At 71.2% G+C, this 21,023-nt stretch carries 20 protein-coding genes and 1 riboswitch; of the genes, 11 read left to right on the top strand and 9 right to left on the bottom strand.

What is annotated here, in order from left to right:
• Positions 1-8 precede the first annotated feature (8 nt).
• From ACZ470_RS20210 to ACZ470_RS20200, 3 genes are all read left to right on the top strand, one after another.
• Complete coding sequence (locus tag ACZ470_RS20210) at positions 9-953, top strand: MurR/RpiR family transcriptional regulator (RefSeq protein ID WP_468428911.1); 945 nt, start codon at positions 9-11, stop codon at positions 951-953.
• Positions 954-1,056: 103 nt separating this feature from the next.
• Entirely contained in the window at positions 1,057-1,998 is a 942-nt protein-coding gene (gene murQ / locus ACZ470_RS20205; protein WP_468428910.1) for an N-acetylmuramic acid 6-phosphate etherase, read from the top strand.
• Positions 1,999-2,042: 44 nt separating this feature from the next.
• Positions 2,043-2,612, top strand: a complete 570-nt coding sequence (locus tag ACZ470_RS20200; RefSeq protein WP_468428908.1) for a hypothetical protein — start codon at positions 2,043-2,045, stop codon at positions 2,610-2,612.
• 30 nt (positions 2,613-2,642) lie between these two features.
• Here the strand turns inward: ACZ470_RS20200 and ACZ470_RS20195 are convergent, their stop codons facing one another.
• The 5 genes from ACZ470_RS20195 to thrC form a co-directional block, all read right to left on the bottom strand.
• Complete coding sequence (locus ACZ470_RS20195) at positions 2,643-3,773, bottom strand: NADH:flavin oxidoreductase (RefSeq protein WP_468428906.1); 1,131 nt, start codon at positions 3,771-3,773, stop codon at positions 2,643-2,645.
• Between the two features lie 218 nt (positions 3,774-3,991).
• Entirely contained in the window at positions 3,992-5,614 is a 1,623-nt protein-coding gene (gene groL / locus ACZ470_RS20190) for a chaperonin GroEL (protein ID WP_381223229.1), read from the bottom strand.
• A gap of 328 nt (positions 5,615-5,942) precedes the next feature.
• The gene (locus ACZ470_RS20185; protein ID WP_004986573.1) at positions 5,943-6,146 is read right to left on the bottom strand and encodes a cold-shock protein; all 204 of its coding nucleotides are present in this window, start codon (positions 6,144-6,146) and stop codon (positions 5,943-5,945) included.
• Positions 6,147-6,575: 429 nt separating this feature from the next.
• A complete protein-coding gene (locus ACZ470_RS20180; protein ID WP_030864454.1) occupies positions 6,576-6,851 on the bottom strand; it encodes a ubiquitin-like small modifier protein 1 in 276 nt (91 codons plus the stop codon).
• 84 nt (positions 6,852-6,935) lie between these two features.
• Entirely contained in the window at positions 6,936-8,222 is a 1,287-nt protein-coding gene (thrC, locus tag ACZ470_RS20175; protein ID WP_468428904.1) for a threonine synthase, read from the bottom strand.
• A gap of 17 nt (positions 8,223-8,239) precedes the next feature.
• Positions 8,240-8,387: riboswitch (SAM riboswitch) on the bottom strand.
• Positions 8,388-8,524: 137 nt separating this feature from the next.
• On the opposite strand from thrC, the gene ACZ470_RS20170 reads away from it, so the two are divergent.
• From ACZ470_RS20170 to otsB, 3 genes are all read left to right on the top strand, one after another.
• Positions 8,525-9,469: a glucosyl-3-phosphoglycerate synthase gene (locus tag ACZ470_RS20170; RefSeq protein WP_468428902.1), complete on the top strand. Its 945-nt coding sequence runs from the start codon at positions 8,525-8,527 to the stop codon at positions 9,467-9,469.
• A 63-nt stretch (positions 9,470-9,532) separates the two neighbouring features.
• Complete coding sequence (locus ACZ470_RS20165) at positions 9,533-10,954, top strand: alpha,alpha-trehalose-phosphate synthase (UDP-forming) (protein ID WP_468428900.1); 1,422 nt, start codon at positions 9,533-9,535, stop codon at positions 10,952-10,954.
• A gap of 56 nt (positions 10,955-11,010) precedes the next feature.
• Positions 11,011-11,874, top strand: a complete 864-nt coding sequence (otsB, locus tag ACZ470_RS20160) for a trehalose-phosphatase (RefSeq protein WP_468428898.1) — start codon at positions 11,011-11,013, stop codon at positions 11,872-11,874.
• 162 nt (positions 11,875-12,036) lie between these two features.
• Here otsB and ACZ470_RS20155 read toward each other — a convergent pair whose 3' ends face one another.
• Positions 12,037-12,282, bottom strand: a complete 246-nt coding sequence (locus tag ACZ470_RS20155) for a DUF3263 domain-containing protein (RefSeq protein WP_468428896.1) — start codon at positions 12,280-12,282, stop codon at positions 12,037-12,039.
• A gap of 10 nt (positions 12,283-12,292) precedes the next feature.
• Entirely contained in the window at positions 12,293-13,561 is a 1,269-nt protein-coding gene (locus ACZ470_RS20150) for an extracellular solute-binding protein (protein ID WP_468428894.1), read from the bottom strand.
• Between the two features lie 120 nt (positions 13,562-13,681).
• On the opposite strand from ACZ470_RS20150, the gene ACZ470_RS20145 reads away from it, so the two are divergent.
• The 3 genes from ACZ470_RS20145 (at position 13,682) to ACZ470_RS20135 (ending at position 16,819) form a co-directional block, all read left to right on the top strand.
• Positions 13,682-14,626: an ROK family protein gene (locus tag ACZ470_RS20145; RefSeq protein ID WP_468428893.1), complete on the top strand. Its 945-nt coding sequence runs from the start codon at positions 13,682-13,684 to the stop codon at positions 14,624-14,626.
• Positions 14,626-15,771 carry an N-acetylglucosamine-6-phosphate deacetylase gene (gene nagA, locus ACZ470_RS20140; protein WP_468428891.1) on the top strand — a complete coding sequence of 382 codons (1,146 nt, stop codon included), beginning with the start codon at positions 14,626-14,628 and terminating at the stop codon, positions 15,769-15,771. Before ACZ470_RS20145 ends, nagA begins: the two co-directional genes overlap by 1 nt.
• Before the next feature lie 118 nt (positions 15,772-15,889).
• Positions 15,890-16,819 carry a 1-phosphofructokinase family hexose kinase gene (locus ACZ470_RS20135; protein ID WP_468428890.1) on the top strand — a complete coding sequence of 310 codons (930 nt, stop codon included), beginning with the start codon at positions 15,890-15,892 and terminating at the stop codon, positions 16,817-16,819.
• Here ACZ470_RS20135 and ACZ470_RS20130 read toward each other — a convergent pair.
• Both ACZ470_RS20130 and cdgB read right to left on the bottom strand, forming a co-directional pair.
• Positions 16,816-17,760, bottom strand: a complete 945-nt coding sequence (locus ACZ470_RS20130) for a carbohydrate-binding protein (RefSeq protein WP_468428888.1) — start codon at positions 17,758-17,760, stop codon at positions 16,816-16,818. The two genes, ACZ470_RS20135 and ACZ470_RS20130, sit on opposite strands and share 4 nt — an antisense overlap.
• 117 nt (positions 17,761-17,877) lie before the next feature.
• Complete coding sequence (cdgB, locus tag ACZ470_RS20125) at positions 17,878-19,584, bottom strand: diguanylate cyclase CdgB (RefSeq protein ID WP_468428886.1); 1,707 nt, start codon at positions 19,582-19,584, stop codon at positions 17,878-17,880.
• Between the two features lie 316 nt (positions 19,585-19,900).
• Here cdgB and ACZ470_RS20120 point away from each other — a divergent pair, with 316 nt between their 5' ends.
• Together ACZ470_RS20120 and ACZ470_RS20115 are read left to right on the top strand one after the other, a co-directional pair.
• Positions 19,901-20,482: a flavin reductase family protein gene (locus ACZ470_RS20120; protein ID WP_468428884.1), complete on the top strand. Its 582-nt coding sequence runs from the start codon at positions 19,901-19,903 to the stop codon at positions 20,480-20,482.
• Between the two features lie 43 nt (positions 20,483-20,525).
• Positions 20,526-20,999 carry a GNAT family N-acetyltransferase gene (locus ACZ470_RS20115; RefSeq protein ID WP_468428883.1) on the top strand — a complete coding sequence of 158 codons (474 nt, stop codon included), beginning with the start codon at positions 20,526-20,528 and terminating at the stop codon, positions 20,997-20,999.
• Positions 21,000-21,023 lie beyond the last annotated feature (24 nt).

Genomic DNA, 21,023 nt, shown 5'->3' with positions numbered 1-21,023 from the left:
TTCATATCGTGACCAATGAAGTGAAGGAAATTTTCGCGAGCGCCCCGGGCGGCGGCACCACGCCCAACCCGCCCGCGCCCGCCGCCCTCGCGGCCAAGGTCCGCACGCTGGCTCCGTCGATGACCCGCTCCATGCAGCGGGTCGCCGAGGCCGTCGCCGACGACCCGGCCGGCTGCGCGGCCCTCACGGTCACCGGACTCGCCGAGCTCACCGGCACCAGCGAGGCCACCGTCGTCCGCACCGCCCGCCTGCTCGGCTACCCCGGCTACCGCGATCTGCGGCTGGCGCTGGCCGGCCTCGCCGCCCAGCAGCAGTCCGGCCGCGCGCCCGCCATCACCACGGACATCGCGGTGGACGACCCGATAGCCGACGTCGTGGCCAAACTCGCCTACGACGAGCAGCAGACCCTCGCCGACACCGCGGCCGGACTGGACACCGTCCAGCTCGCCGCCGCCGTGACCGCCCTGGCCGGCGCCCGCCGCACCGATGTGTACGGCGTCGGCGCGTCGGGGCTGGTCGCCCAGGATCTCACCCAGAAGCTGCTGCGCATAGGCCTGATGGCGCACGCCCACAGCGACCCGCACCTCGCCGTCACCAACGCGGTGCAGCTGCGCGCGGGTGATGTGGCGATCGCCATCACCCACTCCGGATCGACGGGGGACGTGATCGAACCGCTCCGGGTGGCCTTCGAACACGGGGCGACGACGGTGGCGGTCACCGGCCGCCCGGACGGTCCCGTCACCCAGTACGCCGATCATGTCCTGACCACGTCCACGGCACGGGAGAGCGAGCTGCGGCCGGCGGCGATGTCGTCCCGGACGGGGCAGTTGTTGGTGGTGGACTGTCTGTTCGTGGGGGTGGCGCAGCGGACGTACGAGTCGGCGGCGCCTGCGCTGGCCGCGTCGTACGAGGCGTTGGCACACCGACACAGGGTGCTCCGCAAGGGGCCGTAGGGCCGCGCCGCCGCCGTGATGATCCGCGGGTGATCCGTGGCTTGTCGCGCAGTTCCCCGCGCCCCTGAGTGTGCTGCCCAACTCCGGACTGGAAAGATCCGCCATGAATCCCACCTCCCACGACCGTGATCTGCGCGCCCAACTGGAGACGCTCACCACTGAGGCGTTCCGTCCTGAGCTTGCGGAGGTCGATCGGTTGCCGACGCTCGACATCGCTCGGCTGATGAACGGTGAGGACGCCACCGTGGCCAGGGCCGTGGGCGAGCAGGTGCCGGCGATCGCCGCCGCGATCGACGCCATCGCCGCCCGGATGGCCCGGGGCGGCCGGCTGCTCTACGCGGGCGCGGGCACCGCCGGCCGGCTGGGCGTGCTGGACGCCTCCGAGTGCCCGCCGACCTTCAACACCGACCCCGGGCGGGTCGTCGGCCTGATCGCGGGCGGGCCGGACGCCATGGTCACCTCGGTCGAGGGCGCCGAGGATTCCCGGGAGCTGGCCGAGTCCGACCTGGCCGCGCTGGCGCTGACCGCCGACGACACGGTGGTCGGTGTCTCCGCCTCCGGCCGCACCCCCTACGCCGTCGGTGCCGTCGAGTACGCCCGCGCACGCGGTGCCCTCACCGTGGGCCTGGCCTGCAACCGGGGCAGCGCGCTGGCGGCGGCGGCCGAGCACGGCATCGAGGTCGTCGTGGGACCCGAGTTCGTCACCGGCTCCACCCGCCTAAAGGCCGGTACGGCGCAGAAGCTCGTCCTCAACATGCTGTCGACGATCACGATGATCCGCCTGGGCAAGACGTACGGGAACCTGATGGTCGACGTCCGCGCGTCCAACGAGAAGCTGCGCGCCCGCTCCCGCCGTATCGTCGCCCAGGTGACCGGGGCGGAGGACGACGTCGTCGAACACGCCCTGACCGCGACGGACGGCGAGGTCAAGCACGCGATCCTGGTCGTCCTGGCCGATGTGGACGCCCCGACGGCCGCCCGTCTCCTCACGGAGTCCGGCGGCCATCTGCGCGCGGCGCTGGCGAAGGCGGGCGACGGGGGCTGAGGACGGGGCGGATACTGGAGGGCACCCGACACGGAGACGAACCCATGAACCACGCGCAGCTCACCGCCCTGGGCCGCGCCCTGCGTGTGCTCGGTGAGCACGGCGAGGCGCTGTCCCCCGACACCCCGGACGCCCGGCTGCACGAGGTGAAGGACGATCTGCGGCGCGCCCTGGACCTGCTGGAGGAGAGCGTCACCACGGCCGCGCCCAGCACGCGCTGCGCCGAGCACCCCACAGGTCCGGTGGACGAGAGCGCCCCGGACCTGTGCCTGCTCTGCGAGACCCGGCGCCGCGCCGCCCGCCGCGCCGAGTTCAACGGCCCCGCCCCGCAGCACCGGCCCGCCGAGCCCGCCCCGTCCCGCTACGGGGTGCGCGGTGACCGGCCGGAGCCACAGCAGCGCTGGCTGCCGGAACTGTGGAACGGCCAGTCGTGGCAGCTGTGCGGGACCCCGCGCCGGGACCGGCGCGAGGCCGAGCTGTTCATCGCGGCGCAGCGGCGCGGGCCCCGGCCCGCCATGGCGTACCGGATCGTGCACGAGTTCACCGACTACGAGGTGCTGCGGGTGTGGGGCACTCCGGTGCGGGTCGACATCGAGCCCTTGGGCAACATGTAGCCCCGGCCGGTCATCGCGCGGGCCCCGCGGTCAGCTCAGCGTCTGGAGGGACGCCGCGTCGTAGGGCCCCAGCTCGTCGAAGCGCCCCGCGAGCACCTTGGCCGCCCACTCCGGGTCCTGGAGCAGCGCACGGCCCACGGCGACGAAGTCGAACTCGTCCCGCTCCATCCGGTCGAGCAGCTCGTCCAGGCTGCCCAGCGCGGCACCCTCCCCCTGGAAGGCCTTGAGGAACTCGCCGTCCAGGCCGACCGAGCCGACCGTGATGGCGGGCCTGCCGGTCAGCTTCTTCGTCCAGCCGGCCAGGTTGAGGTCCGAGCCGTCGAACTCGGGGAGCCAGTAGCGGCGCGTGGAGGCGTGGAAGGCGTCGACGCCGGCCGCGGCGAGCGGGGCGAGGATGGCCTCCAGCTCCTGAGGGGTCTCGGCGAGCCGCGCGTCGTACGCGTCCTGCTTCCACTGCGAGTAGCGGAAGATCACGGGGAACTCCGGTGAGACCCGCTCGCGGACCGCGGCGACGATCTCCGCCGCGAACCGGGCACGCGCCACCGGGTCGCCGCCGTAGGCGTCGGTACGGCGGTTGGTGCCGGACCAGAGGAACTGGTCGATGAGGTAGCCGTGGGCGCCGTGCAGCTCCACGCCGTCGAAGCCGATGCGCTCGGCGTCGGCGGCGGCCTGGGCGAACGCGGCGACGACGGCGTCGATGTCGGCCGCGGTCATCGCCTTGCCGGTGCCCTCGGTGAGGTCCGTGCGCACACCGGACGGACCGACCGCCGGCGCCTCCGGGTACGGCGCCTGCCCCTGCTCGCGGACCATGCCGATGTGCCAGAGCTGCGGCACGATCGTGCCGCCCGCCGCGTGCACCGCCTCGGCGACCTTCGCCCAGCCCGCCAGCTGCTCCTCACCGTGGAACCGGGGCACCCGGTCGCTCATCCCGGCGGACTCGTGGCCGACGTACGTCCCCTCGGTCACGATCAGTCCGACCCCGGCGGCGGCCCGGCGCGAGTAGTACGACACGACGTCCGCGCCGGGGACACCGCCCGGCGAGAACATCCGGGTCATCGGCGCCATGACGATGCGGTTGGGAACGGTCAGACCGTTGATGACGGCCGGCCGGGACAGCAGCCCGCCGGCGCGGGCGGTGGCGTCCGTGGTGGTGACGGTCACGGGGGCTCCTCTTCATGGAACTCATGGAATACCGGTCAGTATGTGTGCATGCATTAAATGCACCATCAAACCCAACCGGCAAGCAGAGCGAGGCATTCCACCGGTACGCCACGATCTCCCGGTCCGCCGCCGGAAACGCCCGAGGGCGGCACCCCCTGTCGTGCAGGGAGTGCCGCCCTCGGTACCGACGGACCGGGTCCGAACCTGAGGAGTCAGGCTCAGAAGTCCATGTCACCGCCCGGCATGCCGCCACCGGCGGGCGCGGCGGCCTTCTCCGGCTTGTCGGCGATGACGGCCTCGGTGGTGAGGAACAGCGCGGCGATGGAGGCGGCGTTCTGCAGGGCGGAACGGGTCACCTTCGCCGGGTCGATGATGCCTTCCTTGACCAGGTCGACGTACTCGCCGGTCGCGGCGTTCAGACCGTGACCCGGGGTCAGGTTGCGCACCTTCTCCACCACGACGCCGCCCTCGAGGCCGGCGTTGACGGCGATCTGCTTCAGCGGGGCCTCGAGCGCGAGCTTCACGGCCTGGGCGCCGGTCGCCTCGTCACCCTCGAGCTCCAGCTTCTCGAACACCTGGGAGGCCTGGAGCAGGGCCACGCCACCACCGGCGACGATGCCCTCCTCGACGGCCGCCTTGGCGTTGCGCACGGCGTCCTCGATGCGGTGCTTGCGCTCCTTGAGCTCCACCTCGGTGGCGGCACCGGCCTTGATGACCGCGACGCCGCCGGCGAGCTTCGCCAGGCGCTCCTGGAGCTTCTCGCGGTCGTAGTCCGAGTCGCTGTTCTCGATCTCGGCGCGGATCTGGTTCACGCGGCCCTGGACCTGGTCGGCCGAGCCGGCACCGTCGACGATGGTGGTCTCGTCCTTGGTGATGACGACCTTGCGGGCCTTGCCCAGCAGGTCGAGCGTCGCGTTCTCCAGCTTGAGGCCGACCTCCTCGGAGATGACCTCGCCGCCCGTGAGGATGGCGATGTCGCCGAGCATGGCCTTGCGGCGGTCGCCGAAGCCCGGGGCCTTGACGGCGACGGACTTGAAGGTGCCGCGGATCTTGTTGACGACCAGGGTCGACAGGGCCTCGCCCTCGACGTCCTCGGCGATGATCAGCAGCGGCTTGCCCGACTGCATGACCTTCTCCAGGAGCGGGAGCAGGTCCTTGACGTTGGAGATCTTGGAGTTCGCGATCAGGATGTACGGGTCGTCGAGGACGGCCTCCATACGCTCCATGTCGGTCGCGAAGTACGCCGAGATGTAGCCCTTGTCGAAGCGCATACCCTCGGTGAGCTCCAGCTCCAGACCGAAGGTCTGGGACTCCTCGACGGTGATGACGCCTTCCTTGCCGACCTTGTCCATGGCCTCGGCGATGAGCTCACCGATCTGGGTGTCGGCGGCGGAGATGGAGGCCGTGGAGGCGATCTGCTCCTTGGTCTCGACATCCTTCGCCTGCTCCAGCAGGGCACCGGAGACGGCCTCGACGGCCTTCTCGATACCGCGCTTCAGAGCCATCGGGTTGGCACCGGCGGCGACGTTGCGCAGGCCTTCCTTGACCAGGGCCTGGGCGAGGACGGTCGCGGTGGTCGTACCGTCACCGGCGACGTCGTCCGTCTTCTTGGCGACTTCCTTGACCAGCTCGGCGCCGATCTTCTCGTACGGGTCCTCGAGCTCGATCTCCTTGGCGATGGACACACCATCGTTGGTGATCGTGGGGGCGCCCCACTTCTTCTCGAGGACGACGTTGCGGCCCTTGGGGCCGAGCGTCACCTTGACGGCGTCCGCGAGCTGGTTCATGCCGCGCTCGAGGCCGCGCCGCGCCTCCTCGTCGAACGCGATGATCTTGGCCATGTGAAGTGGTCCCTCCAGGACTGGGGGTGATTCCTTCGGACCGCGCCCGCGCCCGCGACGGACGGCTCGCCGGCCCCGTGGTTCCTTGCCCCACACGACCCGCGGGCCTCACCGACCCGGTCCTTACGTTGTCACTCTCACCTTCAGAGTGCTAACGCCAATGATTAGCACTCGACCCATGCGAGTGCAAGCGCCTCCGGGTAGTCCGGGGGCGCGCTCCGCCGCACGCGAACACCCGCCGTGCGCCCGCGCGGGCACGGCGAAGGGCCCGCACCCCGGGAGGTGCGGGCCCTTCGTCAGCAGAAGATGCTTGCGGCTGGTAGCGCGTTCAGGCGGTGACGCGAACCATGTCGGCCTGCGGGCCCTTCTGGCCCTGCGAGATCTCGAACTCGACCCGCTGGCCCTCTTCAAGGGTGCGGTAGCCGTCCATCTGGATCGCGCTGTAGTGGACGAAAACATCCGCACCACCGTCGACCGCGATGAAGCCGTACCCCTTCTCCGCGTTGAACCACTTGACGGTGCCCTGAGCCATGCCTAACTCCCCTATTACTGGCCCTTGCACAGATCCACACTTCGCGGATCCGGGTCAGACCTCACCCCCCAACGGTTGGGGGCGTGCGCCGGAACGCGTCGACCGCGGCTGAATGTATCTGTCCAACTGCCGTCTGCAACAGGTCAATCGGACGAGAAATCTGGACGACACCGGTCCGGAATGTGGCGAGAATTCCTATGAATTCAGGGCAAGTCGGGCCACACAAAGGTCACAAAAGCCGCGAAAGGCGCCCACACTTTGGCTACATCCAGTCGGGCGTGCGGCAGGAATTAGTGTTTCCGATCAGTGGATCGGGAGCGCGTTCCCCAACTCTACCGCGCTCAATCCCATGGAATTGCCCCCTCCGCTTCTCTCACGGAGGGGGCAATGTCCCAAACGCTCGGTAACCGTCATTACCGAAGGTAATGATCAGCCGCCGGCAACCGCCGGAATGATGGAGACGCCGGCCCCGTCCGGGGTGGCCGTCTCGAGCCCCTGCTCGAACCGCACGTCGTCGTCATTGACGTAGACGTTCACGAACCGACGCAACTTGCCCTGATCGTCCAGAACCCGGGCGGCGATCCCGGTGTGGTTCTTCTCCAGATCCGAGATGACCTCCCCAAGGGTCGCCCCCTCGGCACTCACCTCGGCCTGCCCACCGGTGTAGGTACGCAGAATGGTAGGAATCCGAACAGTAACGCTCACAACAAAACCTCCGGTCAGGACAACACCCTCAGGGGCGCGGGGAACTGCGCGACCAGCCCCCACCGGCCCGCAGCCGAACGACACTCAGACAAGCCCAGCTTCACGGAACGACTCAAGGTTGGGACGAATCGTCGCGGTCAACCCCGTGCCGGCCACGGCGTCCAGCGTCTTCAGACCATCCCCCGTGTTGAGCACAACGGTGGTCAAAGACGGATCGAGCGCCCCGCTCTCCAGCAGCTTCTTCGTCACGCCCACCGTGACACCCCCCGCGGTCTCCGCGAAGATCCCCTCCGTGCGCGCCAGCAGCCCGATCGCCTCGACGACCTGCTCGTCGTTCACGTCCTCCACCGCACCGCCCGTGCGACGCGCGATGTCCAGGACGTACGGCCCGTCCGCCGGGTTGCCGATCGCCAGCGACTTGGCGATCGTGTTCGGCTTCTGCGGGCGTACGACGTCGTGACCGGCCTTGTACGCCGTGGACACCGGCGAGCAGCCCTCCGCCTGCGCGCCGAATATCTTGTACGGCTTGTCCTCGACCAGGCCGAGCTTGATCAGCTCCTGGAGCCCCTTGTCGATCTTCGTGAGCTGCGAGCCGGACGCGATCGGGACGACGATCTGGTCGGGCAGCCGCCATCCCAGCTGCTCGCAGATCTCGTACGCGAGGGTCTTCGACCCCTCGGCGTAGTACGGCCGCAGGTTGACGTTGACGAAGCCCCAGCCCTCGCCGGCCGGGTCGCCGATCAGCTCGGAGCAGAAGCGGTTCACGTCGTCGTAGTTGCCCTCGATGCCGACGAGTTCACCGCCGTAGACGGCGGCCATGACGACCTTGCCCTGCTCCAGGTCGTGCGGGATGAACACGCAGGAGCGGAAGCCGGCCCGCGCGGCGGCGGCACCGACCGCGCCGGCGAGGTTGCCGGTGGAGGAGCAGGACAGGGTGGTGAAGCCGAACGCGCGGGCGGCCTCGATGGCCTGGGCGACGACGCGGTCCTTGAAGGAGTGCGTCGGGTTGCCGGAGTCGTCCTTGACGAACAGCTTGCCGGCGTCGACGCCGAGCTCACGGGCGAGGTTGTCGGCCTGGACGAGCTTGGTCCAGCCGGGGTTGAGGTTCGGCTTGCCGGCCACGTCCGCCGGGACGGGCAGCAGGGGGGCGTAGCGCCAGATGTTCGCGGGTCCCGCCTCGATCCGCTTGCGGAGCTCCTCGGTGTCGTAGGCCGAGAAGTCGTAGGCGATCTCCAGCGGGCCGAAACACTCCTCGCAGGCGAAGACGGGGCCGAGGGGGACGCGGTGACCGCATTCGCGGCAGGAGAGTGCCGCGGCGGGGCCGAGGTCCACTGCGGAATCGGTGGTGCTTGCAACAGTCTGCACAGCCATGGAGGCGAGGCCCTTTCTCCTCATCTTCCTCACGACGCATCTCGCCGTGAGACGGATTTGGCACCTTCCCTAGCCGGGAGCCTCGCCACGTCCGTGTGACAAGAACCGACTGGAGGGTTGCCGGGGCTTCATCGGGCCGTATCCCTCTGCCCCTCTGGATGAGCGGTGTTCAGTTGTCCGCGCGGTGACCCCGGCATGCGATGGTCATCGGCGTTGTTCAAGACTGTAACCGACGGCCTGCATGGTTGAGATAGTCGTCCGTACCGCGAGATGGATCACAGGCCAGTGAGGAGCCGGGCACCGTGCTGGAAGAAGTCGAGCGCTGGCTGATCGACCGCTCCTGGTCCGCGGCCGACCGACCGCTCCACCGGATCCTGGCGGCGAAGCGCGCCACGGGACAGACGGTGAGCGTGGTGCTGCCCGCGCTCAACGAGGAGGCGACGGTCGGCGACATCGTGTCGGTCATCCGGCACGACCTGGTGGTCCAGGTGCCGCTGGTCGACGAGGTGGTGGTGGTCGACTCGGGCTCGACCGACCGTACGGCCGAGGCGGCCGCCGCGGCGGGCGCGACCGTGGTGCACCGGGACACGATCCTGCCGCGGCTCCCGGCGGTGCCCGGCAAGGGCGAGGTGCTGTGGCGCTCGCTGCTGGTCACGTCCGGGGACATCGTGTGCTTCGTCGATGCTGACCTGCGGGAGTTCTCGTCCGACTTCGTCTCCGGCATCGTCGGCCCGCTGCTCACCGAACCGGACGTCCAGCTGGTCAAGGCCATGTACGACCGGCCCCTGGGCTCGGCGGCCGGTCAGGGCGGCCGGGTCACGGAGCTGATGGCCCGACCTCTGCTGAACATGCACTGGCCCCAGCTGGCCGGCTTCGTCCAGCCGCTCGGCGGCGAGTACGCGGCCCGCCGCTCCCTCCTCGAGCAGCTCCCCTTCCCGGTCGGTTACGGCGTCGAGCTCGGCATGCTCGTCGACGCCCTGCACCTGGTCGGCCTGGACGCCCTCGCCCAGGTCGACGTCGGCGTGCGCAGGCACCGCCACCAGGACGGCCAGGCCCTCGGCCGCATGGCCGCCGCCATCTACCGCACCGCCCAGCTCCGTCTGGCCCGCGGCCATCTGATCAGGCCCTCCCTGACCCAGTTCGAACGCGCGGGCGACAACTTCGAACCGCGTACGTACTCCGTCGACACGGAGGAACGGCCGCCGATGACGGAGATCGCGGAGTACCAGGCGCGGCGGGTGGCGTGACCTCACCCGTATACGGCCGAACCGTGCGTTTGAGCCCTCCGGGGCCGGGCTAGGTTGAGGCGTATGGCTGTCACGCAGGCTGCTCAGGGTGCTCAGGTGCTGGTCGCGTCGAATCGCGGGCCCGTTTCGTACACGGCGGCGGACGACGGTTCGCTGCGCGCCAAACGGGGCGGCGGCGGGCTGGTGTCCGGGCTGTCGGCGATCGGACCGGAGGCGGGGGCGCTCTGGGTGTGCTCCGCGCTGTCCGACGGTGACCGCGAGGCCGTACGGCGCGGCGCCGGCGAGGACGGCGTGCGGATGCTGGACATCCCGGCGGACGTGCACGCGGACGCGTACAACGGGATCGCCAACTCGGTGCTGTGGTTCGTGCACCACATGCTGTACCAGACGCCGCTGGAGCCGGTCTTCGACGCGGAGTTCCGCCGCCAGTGGGCGTCCTACGAGACCTACAACCGCGCGTTCGCCGAGGCGCTGGCCGAGGAGGCGGCGCCGGGTGCCGCGGTGCTGGTGCAGGACTACCACCTGACGCTGGTCCCCGGGATGCTCCGGGAGCTCCGCCCCGACCTGCGCATCGGCCACTTCTCGCACACGCCGTGGGCGCCGCCGGAGTACTTCCGGATGCTGCCCGACGACATCGCCGGGCAGGTGCTGCGCGGGATGCTCGGCGCCGACCGGCTCGGCTTCCTCACCCACCGCTGGGCGGACGCGTTCACCGCGTGCTGCGAGCGGTTCGCCGGCGGACTGGGCGACACCCGGGTGGGGGTGCACGGGCTGGGCGCCGACGCGGACTTCCTGCGCGCCCGGTCCCACGAGGCGGACGTCGAGGAGCGGATGGCCGCGCTGCGCGAGGAGATCGGCGCGGCCCCCGACGGCGGCGCCCGCAGGACGATCGTCCGGGTCGACCGGACCGAGCTGTCGAAGAACATCGTGCGGGGCCTGCTGGCGTACCGGCAGCTCCTGGACGACCACCCCGAGTGGCGCGAGCGCGTCGTGCACGTCGCCTTCGCCTACCCCTCCCGGCAGGATCTCGCCGTGTACCGCGACTACACCGCCGAGGTGCAGCGGGTCGCGGAGGAGATCAACGAGCGGTACGGGACGCCGGGCTGGCGGCCGGTCGTCCTGCACGTGAAGGACGACTTCGCGCGCTCGCTCGCCGCGTACCGGCTGGCGGACGTGGCGCTCGTCAACCCGATCCGCGACGGCATGAACCTGGTCGCCAAGGAGGTCCCCGTCGTCTCCGACGCGGGCTGCGCGCTGGTGCTGTCGCGGGAGGCGGGCGCCCACGAGGAGCTGGGCGAGGACGCGCTCACGGTCAACCCGTACGACACCGTGGACACCGCCCGCGCCCTGCACGAGGCCCTGACGCTGGGCCCGGAGGAACGCGCCGACCGGAGCAAGCGCCTGGCCGCGGCGGCGACCGCGCTGCCGCCGGCGCGGTGGTTCCTGGAGCAGCTGGAGGCGCTGCGGGACGGAACGCCCGGGTGACCGGTATGGCCGGTCGGACAGGCGTGCGCGGGCGCCGGCGCGGATAGGTTGGGCGTATGGGCAGCCATACGGATTCCACGGACCCGAACGCCTTGGACACCCTCACCTCGCGGGCCGGGCGGGAAGGGCTGGACGCCCTTCTCGCACGGCCGGGGAAGGCGCTGATCGGGCTCGACTTCGACGGAACGCTCGCGCCGATCGTGGCCGATCCCGAGCAGGCCCGCGCGCACCCGGACGCGGTTCCGGCACTCGCCTCGCTCGCGCCGAAGGTGGCCTCGGTGGCGGTCGTCACCGGCCGGCCGGCGGGTGTCGCGGTGCGGCACGGCGGTTTCGCGGGCGTCCCCGGACTGGATCACCTCGTCGTTCTCGGCCATTACGGCGCCGAGCGCTGGGAGGCCGTCACCGGTACGGTCACCGCGCCCGCCCCGCACCCCGGTGTGGCCGCCGCCCGCGCGGAACTGCCGGGGCTGCTGGACCGGGTCGGCGCGTGGCAGGGCACGTGGATCGAGGAGAAGGGCGGGCGGGCGGTGGCGGTCCACACGCGCCGGGCCACCGATCCGCAGGCCGCGTTCGAGGCCCTGCGCGAGCCGCTGGCCGGGCTCGCCGCTCGGCACGGGCTGATCGTCGAGCCCGGTCGCATGGTGCTGGAGCTGCGGCCGCCGGGGATGGACAAGGGGGTCGCGTTGTCGGAGTACGCGCGGGAGATCGGGGCGGAGTCGGTTCTGTACGCCGGTGACGACTTGGGCGATCTCGCCGCGTACACGGCCGTCGACAAGCTCCGCTCCGCGGGCGTTCCTGGGTTGCTGGTGTGCAGCGGCAGTGACGAGGTCGCGGAGCTGCGGGAGCGGGCGGACGTGGTGGTCGACGGGCCGTCGGGGGTCGTACGGCTGCTGCGGGAGCTGGCGGGGCGGATGGCCTGACGGGGTTTTTTCGCCCCCGCCGCCCCTTCCCGTCCCGACCCCGGGCCGGAGGGGCTGAGTAGTTCAGCCCGTCCGGCGTTTGAGGACGAGGCCCGAAGGGCCGAAGGGGGGTCTGGGGGCGCAGCCCCCAGGGACGGGAATGGGAAGGGGCGGCGGGGGCGATCAACGTTCCGAGCGGCGGGTCTCCCGCACACGGCGGAGGCGGTTGACCGTGGCCGGGTCGTGGGCCAGGGCGCGGGGGTCGTCGAGGAGGGCGTTGAGGAGCTGGTAGTAGCGCACGGGTGCGAGCCCCAGTTGCTCGCGGATCGCGCGTTCCTTCGCACCGGGCCCGGAGAACCCCCGGCGCTCCAGAGCGAGAATGTCCCGCTCCCGCCGCCCCAGCCCGCCCGCCTCGTCCCCCATGTCCATGCCCCGCAGGCTACTCCGCGGCCTCGGCACGCGTCGCCGTCGCCTGGAGCCCACCGAGGACGCCCGCAGGGCTGCCGCTCGGGGCGACCGCCTTGCCGATCTGCTTCTTCACCGCCGCGTTGACCGCCGCCCAGGACGTGTTGCCGACCGGGTAGAGCTCCGAGGTGGCCAGCTGGTCGAGGAACGGCTTGAGGTCCTTGTCCTGGTCGGACGCGGCCATCGCCCGGGACGCGGAGGTGGTGACCGGCAGCAGGTCGTACTCGCGGGAGAAGCCGAGCACGTTCTCCTCGCTGTAGACGAAGTCGAGGAAGTCGCCGACCTCGTCGCGGTGGCCGTTCTCCTTGAAGGCCATCATCCAGTCGGCGACGCCGAGCGTGGCCGGGCTCTCGCCCTCGGCCCCCGGCGTCGGCACCATGCCGAACTCCACGCCCTTCTTCTCCGCCATCTCCATCAGCGAGGGATGCCCGTTGAGCATGCCGACCTCACCGGCGGCGAACGCCTCGAACGCGTCGGCCCGGTTCAGCTTGCCGGGCGCGACGGGACCGGTCAGGCCCTTGCCCACCAGCTCGTCCTTCAGCCAGGCGAAGGTCTCGACGTTCGACGCGGAGTCGATGCTGTACGTGCCCGTGATGTCGGTGTAGCCGCCGTCGCCGCTGAGCAGCCACTGCATGGTCTCGGCCTGCGCCTCCTCCGGGCCGAGCGGCAGCGCGTACGGGTACTTCACGCCCTCGGCCTTGAGCGCCTCGGCGCCCGCGGCGAGCTCGTCCCAGGTCCGCGGCGGGGTGATGCCGGCCTTGTCGAACAGCTCCTTGTTGTAGAACAGCACGCGCGTGGAGGACGCGAACGGCATGCCGTACTGCACGCTGTTGACCTCGCCCGCGGTGGTCAGCTGGGAGAGGAAGTCCGCCTGGACGGGGATGGAGAGCAGGTCGCCGGCCTTGTACAGCTTCCCCTCGGCGGCGTAGTCGGCGTACGCGCCGATCTGGGCCAGGTCCGGCGCGTCACCGGCGTCGACCATCTCCTTGACCTTGCGGTCGACGTCGTTCCAGGAGTAGACGTCCACGTCGATCGTGACGTCGGGGTGCTCGGACTCGTACCGCTCGACGAGTTCGGCCCAGTACTTCTTGGAGCTGTTGGCCGCGCTGTTGCCGTAGTCGGCGGCGACGAGTCTCAGAGTCACGTCGGACGATCCTCCGCCGAGGCCGCATCCGCCGAGGACTCCCGTCAGTCCCAGTGCGGACACCACCGCGATCGTCCTTGTCCTGACCCGCCGCTGCACTTGCTTCGCCCCTGCCCCGGCGCTCACGCGCCATCCGAAAAGATTTCGATAGTCGGAATAAGGTCTACACCACGTGAGTGGACTAGACCTCTTGAGGGTAGGCGGTCCACACTGTCACCCGTGAAACATGTCATCGCCCTCGATGTGGGCGGCACCGGGATGAAGGCCGCCCTGGTCGGGGCGGAGGGCGAGCTGCTGCACCAGGCCCGCCGGGCCACCGGTCGCGAACGCGGCCCGGACGCGGTCGTCGCGGACATCCTCGACTTCGCGGCCGAACTGCGCGCCCACGGCACCGAGCGCTACGGCGAACCCGCGTCCGCCGCCGGCGTCGCCGTCCCCGGGATCGTCGACGAGGCGGAGGGCATCGCCGCCTACGCGGCCAACCTCGGCTGGCGCGACGTGCCGTTGCGCGCGCTGCTCGCCGAGCGGCTCGGCGGGGTCCCCGTCGCCCTCGGCCACGACGTGCGCACCGGCGGGCTCGCCGAGGGCCGCATCGGAGCGGGCCGGGGCGCCGACCGCTTCCTGTTCGTACCGCTGGGCACCGGCATCGCGGGCGCCATCGGCATCGACGGCCGGGTGGAGGCGGGCGCGCACGGCTTCGCGGGCGAGATCGGCCATGTCGTCGTACGGCCCGGCGGCGCCCCCTGTCCGTGCGGTCAGCTCGGCTGTCTGGAGCGGTACGCGTCCGCCGCCGCGGTGACCGACGCGTGGGCGGCGGCCTGCGGTGATCCCACGGCGGACGCGGCCGACTGCGCGAAGGCCGTCGAGTCCGGGGACGTACGCGCCCGGCAGGTGTGGCAGGAGGCGGTGGACGCCCTCGCCGACGGGCTGGTCACCGCGCTCACCCTGCTGGACCCCCGCACGCTGATCATCGGTGGCGGGCTCGCCGAGGCGGGGGAAACCTTGTTCACACCGCTGCGGGACGCCGTCCGGCGGCGGGTCACCTTCCAGAAGCTGCCGTCCCTGGTCCCCGCGGCCCTCGGGGACACCGCCGGATGCCTGGGCGCGGGGCTCCTCGCCTGGGATCTCATCGACATCACTGACCCCTCGGAGGTAACCACCTGATGGCCCCCACCAAGGTTCTCGCCGGTGCCCGGGTGGTACTGCCCACCGGGACCGTGGACGACGGCCGCGTGATCGTCGAGGGCACGCGGATCGCCGCCACGGGACCCGAGAACGCCGAGACGGTCGACCTCAGCGGTCACTGGCTGGTCCCCGGCTTCGTCGACATCCACAACCACGGCGGCGGCGGCGCCTCCTTCACCGGCGGCACCGCCGAGGACGTCCTCAAGGGCGTGCGCACGCACCATCTGCACGGCACCACCACGGTCGTCGCCTCCGCCGTCACCGGTGACCTGGACGTCCTCGCCCGGCAGGCCGGGATGCTGGCCGAGCTGGCCCAGCAGGGCGACATCGCCGGCATCCACTTCGAGGGGCCGTTCATCTCCCCCTGCCGCAAGGGCGCGCACGACGAGCAGCTGCTGCGTGACCCCGACCCGGCCGAGGTCCGCAAGCTGATCGACGCGGCGCACGGCCAGGCCCGGATGATGACGCTGGCCACCGAACTCCCCGGCGGACTGGACTCCGTACGGCTGCTCGCCGAGCACGGGGTGATCGCGGCCGTCGGGCACACCGATGCCACGTACGAGCAGACGCTGCGGGCCGTCGACGCGGGGGCGACCGTCGCCACCCACCTGTTCAACGCGATGCCGCCGCTCGGCCACCGCGCCCCGGGGCCGATCGCCGCCCTGCTGGAGGACGAACGGGTCACCGTCGAGCTGATCAACGACGGCGTCCATCTCCACCCGGCCGCGCTCCGGCTGGCCTTCCACCACGCGGGCGCCGCCCGGGTCGCCTTCATCACCGACGCGATGGACGCGGCCGGCTTCGGCGACGGCCGCTACATGCTGGGCTCGATGGAGGTCGAGGTCGCGGACGGTGTGGCCCGGCTGGTGGAGGGCGGCTCGATCGCCGGCTCCACGCTCACCCTGGACCGCGCCTTCAAGCGCGCGGTGACGGTGGACGGGCTGCCCGTCGAGGACGTCGTCGCGGCGATCTCCGCCAACCCGGCGCGGCTGCTCGGCCTGGACGGCCGGATCGGCTCCCTGGAGCCCGGAAAGGACGCCGACCTGGTGGTTCTGGACGCGCAGTTCGACCTCAAGGGCGTGATGCGCCGGGGGGAATGGGTGGTCGATCCCCAACTGGGCTGATCCGTCCCTCAGTCGACGGGCGGCGACCGGTCCGAGGGGTGGGCCGTCCGCCGTCCGTTTGGCATGATCGTGCACCGGAACCACGGCAGGTGCTGGTGAAAAGGGGGAGGTCGGCCCGGTGATACTCACGGTCACACTGAACACCGCTCTCGACATCACCTATCGCGTACCGTCCCTGCGCCCGTACGCCTCCCACCGCGTCTCCGAGGTGACGGAGCGTCCGGGCGGCAAGGGCGTCAACGTGGCCCGGGTCCTCGCGGCCCTCGGCCACCGGGTGACCGTCACCGGATTCACGGGCGGCGCGACGGGACGGATCCTGCGGGACCGGCTCACCGAGGTCCCGGGCCTGACGGACGCGATGGTCCCGGTCTCCGGCACCACCCGGCGCACCATCGCCGTGGTCGACGGGCGCTCCGGCGGCACCACCCAGCTCAACGAGCCCGGACCGACGATCAGCCACGCCGAGTGGTCCGCCTTCCAGGAGGTCTACGAGGATCTGCTGGCCTCCGTCTCGGCCGTGGCCCTGTGCGGCAGCCTGCCCCCGGGCGTCCCGGTGGGCGCGTACGCGGGCCTGATCCGCACGGCACGCGCGGCCGGGGTGCCGGTCCTCCTCGACACCAGCGGGGCGGCGCTGCGCCGCGGGGTCGCCGCGCGGCCCGACATCCTCAAGCCGAACGCCGAGGAGCTGGCCGAACTCACCGGCTCCCACGAGCCGTTGCGCGCCACCCAGGACGCCCGGCGGCGCGGTGCCGGCGCGGTGGTCGCCTCACTGGGCCCGGAGGGCCTGCTCGCGGTGACACCCGAGGGCCGCTGGCGCGCGGCCCCTCCGACGGCCCTGCACGGCAACCCGACGGGCGCGGGCGACTCGGCCGTCGCGGGCCTGCTCTCGGCCCTGGCGGAACACCGCCCCTGGCCCGACCGGCTCACCCGCGCGGCGGCCCTCTCGGCGGCGACGGTCGTGTCCCCGGTGGCGGGCGAGTTCGACGGACCGGCCTACGAGAATCTGCTGACCAGCATCACGCTGACGAGAGAAGCGAACGCAGCCTAGGCTCCCGTCTCTTCCTCGATCCAGAACTGGTCGAGGTTGGCGTTGCACTGGTTGCCTTCGTTGCAGGCGACCTCGATGGTGTTCGTACCCTCGGTCAGGTTCACATTGGCCCAGGTGGTCTGCCAGCCCTTTTCCCAGTCGTCCTTGGGAGTGCCACCGAAGTTCTTCATGTTCAGCGGGCGGGTCGCCGCCTTACCGTTGACCACCAGAGTCGCGTTGGCGTCCACGCCCGGGATCCCATAGCGCGCGTACAGCCGGTAAGTGCCGGCTTCCTTGATCCCGTTGACGGTCCAAGTGACCTTCGCGCCCACCTTGTTGAAGCCGGCCACGTAGACGCCGCCGTCGGCCTTGGCACCCTCGACGTCCGACGCCAGGGCCGCGCCCCCGTCCAAGCGGAGCGCCTTCGCGTCGATCGTCGGCAGTTCGGCCTCTTCCTCCGCCTCCCCGTCGCTCGCCGACGGGCTCGGCTCGCCGCTGTTCCGGCTCTGCTGGGTCGGGGTGGCGTCCGCCTGGTTGCCGCCCTTGTCGTCGTCATCGCCGCCGATCATGGCGACACCGATGCCGATCACGACGGCCGCGACGACCGCGATCGCGCCGATGAGCAGGCCCTTGGTGTTGGGGCCGCGGCCCCGGCCACCGCCGTGGCCGCCGCCGTACGCCGGCTGCTGCGACTGGACGGTGTTGGCACCGCCCGGCAGCGTCTCCGGGGCGGCGTAGTGGGCGTTCGGCTGGCCGTAGACGCCCTGCTGCGGCGGTGCCTGCGGAGCGGGGGCCTGCTGGCCGTACTGCCGGGTCCCGACCGGCCGCACCCGGTTGACCGAGTTCGGGTAGCCGTAGCCCCCGGACGGCGGCTGGGCCCCGTTGGCCTGGCCGTCGGCGTAGAGGTAGCCGAACGGGTCGTCGTCCTCGGGCGTGCTCGCGCCGTTGTTGCCGGGCGTCATCCCTTGGTACTCCTAGCTGCGGATCGGGTGCGGTACGAGGGGTGGAGAAGGCGAGCCTACCTGCTTCTCATGACCCGAACGGGTGACTCGGACCGCATCAGCTCACTGACCTGCGGTTCATCCCGCACGCCGGTGTTGTTTGGGACGAGATCGTTTCTCGACGTACATCCGTTCGTCGGCGGACTTCAGCACTTCGTCCGCCGTCATCCCGCAGTGCGCCCACCCGATGCCGAAGCTGGCGCCGACCCGCACGGCCCGTCCCTCGGCCCGGATGGGCTGGATGATCTCGTTGCGCAGCCGTACGGCGAGGTCCTGGGCGTCGGCCCGGCCGAGCCCGTCGGCGAGGATCACGAACTCGTCGCCGCCGAGCCGGGCCACGGTGTCGCCGTCGCGTACGCCGTTGCTGAGCCGGCGGGCGACCTCGATGAGCACCGCGTCACCCGCGTTGTGCCCGAACCGGTCGTTGATCGACTTGAAGCCGTCGAGGTCGCAGAAGAGCACCGCGAGCCCCTTCGTGCCGTCGTCGAACTCGGCGGCGGGCGCGACGGTGTGCACATGGTGGTCGTAGCCCTCGAATCCCGCGTGTCCGTCCGTGCCCGGCGGGAAGTCGAAGTCGTGCCCCCGGTCGAAGTCGGGCGGGCCGTAGGCGGCGTCGACGGAGTCCATGGAGTCGAAGGACTCGAAGGGTTCCATGGAGTCGACGGCGGCGGGCAGCGCGCTCTGCGGCTGCTGCCGGCACAGCCGGGCGGACAGCCGCGCCCGCAGCTCGGCGGAGTTGGGCAGTCCGGTGAGCGAGTCGTGGGAGGCGCGGTGGGCGAGCTGGAGCTCGCGGCGCTTGCGCTCCTCGATGTCCTCGACGTGGGTGAGCAGGAAGCGGGGCCCGTCGGCGGCGTCGGCGACGACCGAGTTGCGCAGGGACACCCAGACGTACGTCCCGTCGCGGCGGCCCAGGCGCAGCTCGGCCCGGCCGCCCTCGGCGGAGGTGCGGAGCAGGGTGCCTATGTCCTCGGGGTGGACCAGGTCGGAGAAGGAGTAGCGGCGCATCGCGGAGGCGGGGCGGCCGAGGAGGCGGCACAGGGCGTCGTTGGTGCGCAGGATCCTGCCGTGCTGGTCGCCGCCCATCTCGGCGATGGCCATGCCGGAGGGGGCGTACTCGAAGGCCTGCCGGAAGCTCTCCTCGCTGGCCCGCAGCGCCTGCTGGTCGCGTTCGAGGCGGACCAGGGCGCGCTGCATGTTGGCGCGCAGCCGGGCGTTGCTGATCGCGATCGCGGCCTGGAAGGCGTACATCTGGAGCGCCTCGCGGCCCCAGGCGCCGGGCCGGCGGCCGTTGCGCGGGCGGTCCACGGAGAGGACGCCGACGAGTTCCCCGGAGGTGCCGCCGCCCTGGGGGCCGGGGGCGTACATCGGGGCGAAGAGCCGGTCGGAGGGGTGCCACTCGTCCTCGAAGCGGGGCGCGGGCCCGTCGGTGTACCACTGCGGGACGTCGTCGTCGTCGAGGACCCAGCCCTCGGTGTGCGGTATGAAGATCAGGTCGCCCCAGCGTTCGCCCATGCCGAGGCGGCGGTCCCAGGCCTGGCGGGAGCCGACCCGGCCGGTGATGAGGGCCTCGGCGGCGGAGTTGCCGGCCAGGGCGGCGACCACGAGATCGCCGTCGTGGCGTACGAGATTGACGCACGCCAGTTCGTACCCGAGGGCGCCCACGACGCCGTCGGCGACCGTCTGCAACGTGTCCGCCAGGCTGCGTGCCGTGTTCATGTCGGCCATGGCCCGGTGGAGTTGTCGCAGCGACGCAAGACGGACGTAGGGTTCCGACTCGGTCTCCATCCTCGCCCTCCCCCCGAGACCTCGCAGCGAATCAAGGGTTCTCTTCGGCGTATCGTCCCAGCAGCTTCCCCGCCACTGAATCACAGCGCGCTGCTCACTCGGTACACAGGGTCAACAATTCCTGCCCCTTGTGACTCAAGTCACAGCCAAACGTGAACAATTGCGTGGTCTTTCCGCGGTTTCGCCGTGCGTTTACCGAACGTAGTTTTTGTAGTGGTTACGCAGGGCCTGTGCCCGTCTCGGGCGTTGGTCCTAGGTCCCGGCTCGGGCCGGGGTCCGATGCGGTGCCTGTGAAGCGGAGATTAGCGTTTCCGGCGTGCCGAACACTCCAGCCCCGTCCACGATCACCGTTCCGCCCGCCGCCCGGCATGCTGAGGGGGTGAGCAACGACGAGTTCCGAGCCGCCCTGTCCCGGCTGGCCGCCGGCGTGGTCCTGGTGACCGCGCAGGAGCCGCCGCTGGACCCCGACGACCCCGCGGCGCCCGCCGGCGAGGACGTCGGAATGACGGCCACCGCGTTCATGTCGGTGTCCCTGGACCCGCCGCTGGTGCTGGTCAGCCTGCGCAACGGCTCCCGGATGGACGATCTGCTCGACGAACAGCCGCTGTGGTCGGTGTCCGTGCTCTCCGAGAGCCAGCGGCACATCGCGGGCCGCTTCGCGATGAAGGGCCGGGTCAGCGACCGGCTGCTCTTCGCGGACATCCCGTACCTGCGCGGCGAGTACAGCGGCGCGCCACTGGTGGGCGGCGCCCTGGCGACCCTGGAGTGCCGCACCGAGCAGCGCGTCCCGGCCGGCGACCACACCCTGGTGATCGGCCGCGTCCTGACGGCCCGGGTGCCCAGCGCGGAAGGCGGTCCGCTGACGTATTTCCGGGGCCGTTACCGGCAGTTGGGCTGAAAGTCCTTTTACGGAACCGGATTTCGCCGCCTAGGGTGCCCGCGTGACGACGACTACGGCTCTCCGCCTCGAAGAGATCACCCCGAAGAACCTCAAAGCCGCCCTCGGCATACGGGTACGCCCCGACCAGGAATTCGCGGTCGCTCCGGTGGTGAACTCACTCGCCGAGGCGTACGTCCATCCCGCCGCCGCCTGGCCCCGCCTGATCATGGACGGCGACCGCGCGGTCGGCTTCCTGATGGCCTTCGTCGACATCGACTGGCACGAGGACGGCGGCAGCGTCATCCGCTCCGGTCTGTGGCGGCTGAACATCGTGGCGGAGGAACAGGGCAAGGGGTACGGCCGCTTCGCCGTGGAGTCGGTGGCCGCCGAACTCCGCCGCCGCGGCACCAAGGAGCTCTACGTCACCTGGCACCCCGGCGCCAACGGCCCCGAGAACTTCTACCTGACCCTGGGCTTCCACAAGACCGACGAGACCATCGACGACGAAACGGTAGGCGTACTCCCCCTGACCTGAACCCTGGCGCGCTGAGCGCCCCTT

This window comes from Streptomyces sp. NPDC031111 (assembly GCF_055570675.1).
The sequence above is the reverse complement of the archived record's forward strand: the minus strand, read 5'-3'. Positions and strand labels throughout refer to the sequence as shown.

What these genes read in the sequence shown, in the direction of transcription:
- ACZ470_RS20185 (WP_004986573.1), bottom strand. Translation starts at nt 6,146, where the DNA reads ATGGCTCAGGGCACCGTCAAGTGGTTCAACGCGGAGAAGGGGTACGGC.
- otsB (WP_468428898.1), top strand. Translation starts at nt 11,011, where the DNA reads ATGGGCAGCCATACGGATTCCACGGACCCGAACGCCTTGGACACCCTC.
- cdgB (WP_468428886.1), bottom strand. Translation starts at nt 19,584, where the DNA reads ATGGAGACCGAGTCGGAACCCTACGTCCGTCTTGCGTCGCTGCGACAA.
- nagA (WP_468428891.1), top strand. Translation starts at nt 14,626, where the DNA reads ATGGCCCCCACCAAGGTTCTCGCCGGTGCCCGGGTGGTACTGCCCACC.
- murQ (WP_468428910.1), top strand. Translation starts at nt 1,057, where the DNA reads ATGAATCCCACCTCCCACGACCGTGATCTGCGCGCCCAACTGGAGACG.
- ACZ470_RS20200 (WP_468428908.1), top strand. Translation starts at nt 2,043, where the DNA reads ATGAACCACGCGCAGCTCACCGCCCTGGGCCGCGCCCTGCGTGTGCTC.
- ACZ470_RS20155 (WP_468428896.1), bottom strand. Translation starts at nt 12,282, where the DNA reads ATGGACATGGGGGACGAGGCGGGCGGGCTGGGGCGGCGGGAGCGGGAC.
- thrC (WP_468428904.1), bottom strand. Translation starts at nt 8,222, where the DNA reads ATGGCTGTGCAGACTGTTGCAAGCACCACCGATTCCGCAGTGGACCTC.
- groL (WP_381223229.1), bottom strand. Translation starts at nt 5,614, where the DNA reads ATGGCCAAGATCATCGCGTTCGACGAGGAGGCGCGGCGCGGCCTCGAG.
- ACZ470_RS20130 (WP_468428888.1), bottom strand. Translation starts at nt 17,760, where the DNA reads ATGACGCCCGGCAACAACGGCGCGAGCACGCCCGAGGACGACGACCCG.
- ACZ470_RS20165 (WP_468428900.1), top strand. Translation starts at nt 9,533, where the DNA reads ATGGCTGTCACGCAGGCTGCTCAGGGTGCTCAGGTGCTGGTCGCGTCG.